The sequence below is a fragment of the Streptomyces sp. sk2.1 genome (genome assembly GCF_008120935.1).
Lineage (GTDB): Bacteria > Actinomycetota > Actinomycetes > Streptomycetales > Streptomycetaceae > Streptomyces.
The window spans coordinates 29,969-36,512 of sequence record NZ_RDBO01000086.1 but is presented as its reverse complement, the minus strand read 5'-3'; the positions used below and the strand labels follow the sequence as shown (position 1 = coordinate 36,512).

The 6,544-nt window shown below is 65.1% G+C and carries 6 protein-coding genes and 2 pseudogenes; 4 read left to right on the top strand and 4 right to left on the bottom strand.

All coding sequences use genetic code 11. From position 1 onward, the window contains the following. The coding region (locus tag EAO76_RS39075; RefSeq protein WP_222872242.1) for a transposase at positions 1-263 on the bottom strand (263 nt) is incomplete at its 3' end. A 27-nt stretch (positions 264-290) separates the two neighbouring features. Here EAO76_RS39075 and EAO76_RS39070 point away from each other — a divergent pair. Beyond that, positions 291-956 (top strand): ATP-grasp domain-containing protein, encoded by a 666-nt coding sequence (locus tag EAO76_RS39070; protein WP_148841093.1) that lies wholly within the window; start codon positions 291-293, stop codon positions 954-956. A 787-nt stretch (positions 957-1,743) separates the two neighbouring features. On the opposite strand, the gene EAO76_RS45015 is transcribed toward EAO76_RS39070, so the two are convergent. Beyond that, positions 1,744-2,181, bottom strand: a complete 438-nt coding sequence (locus EAO76_RS45015; protein WP_187438973.1) for a tetratricopeptide repeat protein — start codon at positions 2,179-2,181, stop codon at positions 1,744-1,746. 794 nt (positions 2,182-2,975) lie between these two features. Between EAO76_RS45015 and EAO76_RS39055 the strand changes: the two genes are divergently transcribed. Both EAO76_RS39055 and EAO76_RS39050 read left to right on the top strand, forming a co-directional pair. Then, positions 2,976-4,208, top strand: a complete 1,233-nt coding sequence (locus EAO76_RS39055) for a radical SAM protein (protein ID WP_262376145.1) — start codon at positions 2,976-2,978, stop codon at positions 4,206-4,208. Further along, entirely contained in the window at positions 4,205-5,329 is a 1,125-nt protein-coding gene (locus tag EAO76_RS39050; protein ID WP_187438972.1) for an aKG-HExxH-type peptide beta-hydroxylase, read from the top strand. The genes EAO76_RS39055 and EAO76_RS39050 overlap by 4 nt, the downstream gene beginning before the upstream one ends. 85 nt (positions 5,330-5,414) lie before the next feature. On the opposite strand, the pseudogene EAO76_RS39045 reads toward EAO76_RS39050, so the two are convergent. Beyond that, positions 5,415-5,723 (bottom strand): annotated as a pseudogene (locus EAO76_RS39045) (transposase); the annotation flags it as partial. A gap of 175 nt (positions 5,724-5,898) precedes the next feature. Then, positions 5,899-6,261, bottom strand: a pseudogene (locus EAO76_RS39040) (transposase); the annotation flags it as partial. Positions 6,262-6,317: 56 nt separating this feature from the next. Between EAO76_RS39040 and EAO76_RS39035 the strand changes: the two are divergent. After that, the coding region (locus EAO76_RS39035) for a transposase (protein WP_262376133.1) at positions 6,318-6,544 on the top strand (227 nt) is incomplete at its 3' end.

Sequence of the window (6,544 nt, the reverse complement as noted above, 5' to 3'; positions counted from 1 at the left end):
CGGTGCAGCCCGGCCCACACCCGGGCCTTCGTCCACTCGGTGAATCTGCGGTGGGCCGTCGCCCCGGACGGGCCGAACGACGCCGTGGGCAACTGCTGCCACGTGCAGCCCGACGTGGCCACGAACACGATCGCAGCCAGGACCTCCCGATCACCGTGACGGCGCCGACCGCCACCCTGCGGCCGCGACGGCGCCTCCGGCACCACCCGCTGGAACAACTCCCACAACTCGTCCGGCACCAGCCGCTCAACGATCCCCACCATGACCAGCAGCTTACCCAGCCAATTGAGATGACTTCTTACTGGTACGGCGGACCGGTCGCGGGGGCGCGCCTGGCCGGCCGGCTCGGGTTCGCGTTGCTGGAGCCGGCAGACGGCTGGCTCGCCGAGTTGCCGGAAGAGTTCACCGGCCGCCGGGTACGGGCGGGGACCATCGCGGACGCATGGGCGATCGACCGGCCGACGTTCGTCAAGCCGCCCCGTGACAAGTCCTTCCCGGCCGATGTCTACACCGACGGCTCCCGGCTGTCCTCCTCCCTGGATCCGGCAGCACCGGTGCTGCTGTCCGATGTGGTGACCTTCGCGGCCGAGTACCGGCTGTTCCTGCTGGACGGTCGGATCGCCACGGCGAGCCGGTACGCAGTGTTCGGCCGACTCGACCCCCGCCCGCTCGGTACGGACCGCGCGGACCGGGCCACCACCGCGCAGATCACGGAGTTCGCCGACCGGCTGGCCGCCGCAGCCGGGCACACGCTGCCGAGTGCCGTTGTCGTGGACGTCGGACAACTGCTGGACCCCTACCACCCAGGCCACCGCTGGGCCGTGGTGGAGGCCAACATGGCGTGGTTCTCGCATGCCTACGCGGCCGACCCGGCACGGGTGCTGGACGTGGTCCTGCGGGCGGCGGGGCCACACGAGCACATGCGGCCGCGAGATCTGGCGTTCGAACGGTGCTGATCCGCACTGCGTGAACTGGGCTTCCCCGCGGCCGGCCTGGCCCGGGTGCACTCCAGGAACTGACACTTCCAGTTCGGTCGAGATCACCTGCCAATCGGTCAAGATCGCGTGTCAGAGGACATCCGCACGCCCCGGTGCGGCCCGCCGCCGAGCAGGATGATGGAGTCGTGGGCGAGCACGACCAGGACCAGGAGCACGTCGTTTAACCGGTACGGCTGCCGCTCACCGCGGCCCGCGCCCGGGAGGTGACGGCCGGGCTGCGCGAGGCGATGGACGAGGTCCGGCGCTCTGTGGCGGTGCTCGCCGCCGGGTGCGGCTGCCGCTCAGCTCCACCCCGTGGGAGGCGTACTGCCGGGCGGAGTTCGGCATCAGCCGCGCGCAGGCATACCGGTTGCTCGATGTCGCCCGCGCCCTGGCCGCGATCCACGAAGCGGTCACCGCCGGCACCGAGACGTCCCGCACGCGAGACACCGGCCCGGCCACCGGGGCCGCGCTCGATTACGGCCTGTCCCAGCGGGCCCTGACCGCCGTCTCCGCCCGCGCGGACATGGTCGCGGAGCTTCTGATCACCCACCGCCTCGCCACGCTTGCCCACAGCGGCCTGAGGGCCCTTGATGAGCCCACGGGTGCGCGCCGTGGCCCCGTCAGGCCGTTGACCGCATCCGCGGCGATCCTCCGGCCCATGGAGACGTGTCTTTCGCCATGTATGGGTCCCACCGTTGAGCACAAAGAATCCCAACTTCCGCACAGCGGTGGTCCTTCGTCGCCAAACCGGTGTGAGACCTCGTCATGGGAGCGGATCCTCGGCGGTAGTGCGGGCCAGCAGCGTGCGGGCCTCTTGGATGCGGGGGTGGTCCCGATGCAGGAACTGCTCGCACGCGGTCAACGCCTGACGGGCTGCGGCTTCCGCCTCCGTGCGGCGGCCCAGGCCGTGGAGGGCCGTGGCCGTGATGATGCCCAGAGACCCGCTGCCGGCGCGGGCCGAAGGCGGGGCGAGCCGGTGAGCCTCGGCCAGAGCCTCCTCGTAACGTCCCTGCCCGTTCAAGCTGCGCACCAGGACACAGCGCAGGGCGGCTGCCGTGTGTCCCTCTGCCCGGGGCATGTTGCCGCGGGCTATGGCCTCGGCCTCCTTGTGCCAGCCCTGCCCGCACAAGGCCTCTGCCGGGTTGCCCAAAGAGGCCAGCTCGATCCTCCACACCTCGGTGAGGTATGCGAGACGGGTCACGGCGCGCAGGGTGCCATCCGCTCGGCCTCTGCCTCCGTATACCTCTCCTGACGGATGAGGACCACCGCTCGGTTCGACCTGACACCCAGCAGCAGTGTCCGATCGGCACCCACCGTCTGCTCCGACTCCGCGATCAAATTGTCCAGCGCGGACGTTGCGCACTTTCCTGGTGGCGACGTCGTTGATGACGCGGCGATCCGGGTCTCGGGGGCGTACGTGACGGCAACGGGCACGAGACGTCCTGACGCGGGTGGTGGTCGGTGCCCGCACTTTGACGGTACACGAAATGGTCGATCGTCCAGACTGCTGTCAGCCCATCGACAGGATGCGTGTCAGGCCCTGCCTCACCGTCAATTTCGATGCGACTGTTCGGGTGGACGAAACCACCATTGGACCAGCCCCTGCAATGTCCTGATGGCCATGAGGCTGCAAGATGACTAGCGTCGGAAGCACTCGCGAGTCTCGTCGATTCGCTCAATCTCAGAATTCGGAAGGCATCATGGAAAATGGCGCACGAAAGCCCCAGCAGGCAGAGGTACGAGTCCCCATCAAGGACCTCGGTGCTCTCAGGGACGCCGTCGGGGACCTCAATCCCATTCTTCGCGCGGCACTTGAGGTCACCGAAGGAGGGCAGCCGCCTGTGACTGTCGGGTACAACCGCCTCACTTTCAGCAGGAGCTGGAACGAGATTCCGGAAATGTAGGAAATCGCGCCGCCGCTGGGCGGTAGTCGGATTCGTAAGTCCGGAACCTGAAGTAGAATCGGCAAGGGGTTTGTCCTTGATTTCATCTCGTATGCGAGATCGCGCGTTTCGACGTCCCTCTGGCGAAGAGGATTCGTTTTCTGAACGGCGACCTACAGGAATCGCTCTTCCCGTTTCCTGCATTCTCAAGATCTCCTCGAGATGCAACCTGGACTGCACCTACTGTTACATCTACAACAAGGGTGACAAGACCCATCTGACCCGCCCCCGGGTCATGTCCTTGGAGATCGCCCGAGCCGCCATTCGAGAGATCACGGAGTATGCGTCCCGGAACGGCATCACTGAAGCGGTGGTCGCACTTCACGGAGGCGAGCCGCTTCTGGTCGGCAAGCCCTGGATGACGCGCTTTCTGGACGATGTCAGGAGAATGGCGCCGGCGGACGTTCGGCTCTCCTTCGCCCTGCAGTCCAACGGCGTTCTCATGGATGCGGACTGGCTCTCGCTGTTCGCAAGCCATGAAGTCCAGGTCGGAGTGAGCATCGACGGGCCAGCTGCCTGGAATGATCATCATCGAGTGAACCACCAGGGAAAGGGAAGCTACAGCCGCGTCCGCAAGGCGATCGACCTTCTGGTGGCTCAAGGCGCCAAATCGCCTCCCTGGGGAATCCTCGTCGTGGCAGACCCGCGATTCCCCGGGACGGAGGTGTTTCGTCACTTGCTCGATATCGGTGTCCGGAACATGGATTTCCTCTGGCCGGACTACCACCATGAGGAAGGGCCGCCCTGGAACGCCGACCTTCTCGGCAGATACTATATCGACCTGTTCGACGAGTGGTACGGCAATGCAGATCCAAGCGTGCGGATCAGGTGGTTCGAATCCCTGCTTCAGCTGATCCTGGGTGGTGAATCACAGATCAGCGCATTGGGCGCCCAGCCGGTGACCGATGTGGTCGTGGAAACCGATGGCAGTCTGGAACCGCTGGACATGCTTCGGATCTGCGGTGACGGCATGACGCTCACGGGTCTTGATGTCCGCAGGCACCCGATCGAGAGACTGCGGGAGACAGAGCTCTATCGCATGGGGCTGAAGAACCAAGAACTTCTGCCGCACGATTGTCTGCGATGCCCTGTCTACGGGCTGTGTGGCGGCGGCGAGATGCCGCACCGATGGTCGAAGAAGAACGCGTTCTCCAATCCGAGCGTGCACTGCGAATCCCTGCTCGCGGTGATCGAACACATCGTCGGCATCGTACGGAAGGAAATTTCCTTTCACGCCGTCACTTCTCGATCAAACGATGCCGTCGTACAAACGATCTCGGGATGAAGGAATTGTCACTCCTCAAGAGATTTCATCAGGCACTTGGCTGGTATGGTGAAAGTGAGGTGTGCGAGGAGATCCACCATGGCTACTCCGATTTGGTGGGGCGGCACCTGGGGAAGTTCTTTAACGAGGTAAGGTCCACCCGCCCCGATGTCGAAGCGGAAATCGTCGCCAAGCTGACCGAATTGAGTGAAGAGTCGCTCACCAGGCTGTTGCTGGCGCCTGAGACGACGCGACTGCTGATGTGGCCCGACCCCGCGCGCGATGCTTCGGTGGCAGCCGAATTCCTCATTCGATCCGTGCAAGCGGAGATGGCGCGAGAGGGCAGCGTCGCACAGTCCGTCGTGGAGCCGCTCTGGACGGCTCTGGGGGACATCCTGATCCTTCCCGGCGGCCAGGTCGTTGAGGGGCCTTCCATCAAGGGTGTGGCAGCTCTCGATCTCGACAGTCCCTATGCCCTTGGCATCGATGTCCAAGGGATCCGCTTCACCCGGCCCGCGGGCAGAACTCCATTGGCAGGTCGGGAGAGAGAGGAAGCGCTGGCGAAGTTGTCGGCAGCCATCGAAGGAATTGCTTTGGTGAGCAGCGAGACGTCGGCGTTCGTCGCAAGATTTACCAAGGCCCTGGTACTCCTCCGGGATGACCAGGAGCGAGTCTTCTCTTCGGGATCCTGTGCCCAGTACGTCGGACGTTCGGTACTGGGAAATCCGCAGTTCTCGGCCGTGGATCACGCTCTCGTCGCTGAAGGCGTGGTCCACGAGTCGATCCACGGATTTCTGTACATGCATGAAATGCAGGAGAGTTGGGTGCTTGACGACTCCTTGTACAGCATGCAACCGATGGTTCCCAGTCCGTGGACCGGTCGCCGACTGCCGGTCAGGCCTTTCCTGCAAGCCTGCTTCGTGTGGTATGGCCTGTTCAACTTCTGGTCGGCGGCAGCGGAAACCGGGGTGTTCGGGACTGCGCGGGCTCTCGAGAGGCGACAAGCAGCTTTGTGCGGTTTCTTGAAGGAACCACTCACTCAACTGATCAAGACCTATGCCGAGCAGGTGAACGGCGACTTGCTGGATGCGCTCGGAGATCTGCAGGAACAGGTAGCGGCGAACCACGAGGCCGTGTTCTGAAAGTCGGCTTCGGTCCTTGTCCTGCATCGTGATGATCTCGGTGTGAGGCGGGGTGCCTCTATGTCCTTCGTCAAGCCTGAGCTGGTCATGCGACGGTTGCTTCGGGGAGGCGGGGTTCGTAGAAGGTGCCGTCGCGAAGCATCGCGAACAGCACGCTGATCCGTTGTCGGGCAAGGCGGAGGAGAGCCTGCGTGTGAGTCTTCCCGCGGGCCCGGCAGCGGTCGTAGTAGGAACGGGAGGCGGGATCGTGCAGGGCAGCGAACGCGGACAGGAACATTGCCCGCTTGAGCTGCCGGTTGCCGCTTCTGGGCGCGTGTTCGCCGTGGAACGAAGTCCCCGAAGACTTCGTCGTCGGAGCGAGGCCGGCGTAGAAGGCAACGTGGGCGGCGCGCGGCGGGACGGCGGCAGAGCGGGAACCGGGACTCGCCCGACGCCCCCGTCCGTCTGCTGGCACGACCATGATCACCATGGCCACAGGGTGACCGGCGCGGCCGCACGGAGAGTCTGGGGACATTACGAGTTGGTGCGTGATAGCGGGTGGGGTGTGTCTCGCCTGGCCGTGGCTGTTCTCAGGCGTTGTTGGTGCGGTCGGAGACGAGGCCGGCGATGGCGCGGTAGGTGTCGGGCAGGCGGTCGCGGCGGTGGGTCCAGCGCATCAGTTGTTTCCAGCGCTTGTGGTCGGCGAGGGCGTGCTCGACGGTGATGCGGTCGGAGGAGTGCCGGTGGCGGTCGTATTCCCACTGTTCGACTCTGCCGGGCAGTGCTCCTGGCTGCGGTTTTCTGGGTGGGGTGATGGCTTGTCTGCGGTGGTCGCGGCTCAGGCCGAGGTAGCCGTCGTCCAGGAGGACCTCGACGTCGAGAAAGTGCTGGAAGCAGATGTCGACGCCTTCGTTGCGGGCGGCCGTGGCGTCGTGCATAACTGATCGTTTCAGAATGAGTTCAGCGTGAGGGCTTGGCGACCGGGGCTGGCAGGGGCAGAGTGGTGCGGGTGTCGGATGATCTTGTGCCTGATGACCTGTGGGAACGCATCGCTCCGCTGCTGCCGCCCCGGCCGCCGCGGCGTCATCGGTATCCCGGGCGGTTGCCGGCGGACGACCGTGCGGCTCTTCGGGGCATCGTGTACGTGCTGCGCAAGAACGTCAGCTGGAGAGACGTGCCCGCCGAGCGGACCGGCTGCAGTGGGGTGACGGCCTGGCGGCGGCTGCGGGACTGGAC

Bases quoted from the DNA above. Each gene is read 5' to 3' on its own strand.
- EAO76_RS39070 (WP_148841093.1), top strand. From the start codon at position 291: ATGACTTCTTACTGGTACGGCGGACCGGTCGCGGGGGCGCGCCTGGCC.
- EAO76_RS39055 (WP_262376145.1), top strand. From the start codon at position 2,976: ATGCGAGATCGCGCGTTTCGACGTCCCTCTGGCGAAGAGGATTCGTTT.
- EAO76_RS39050 (WP_187438972.1), top strand. From the start codon at position 4,205: ATGAAGGAATTGTCACTCCTCAAGAGATTTCATCAGGCACTTGGCTGG.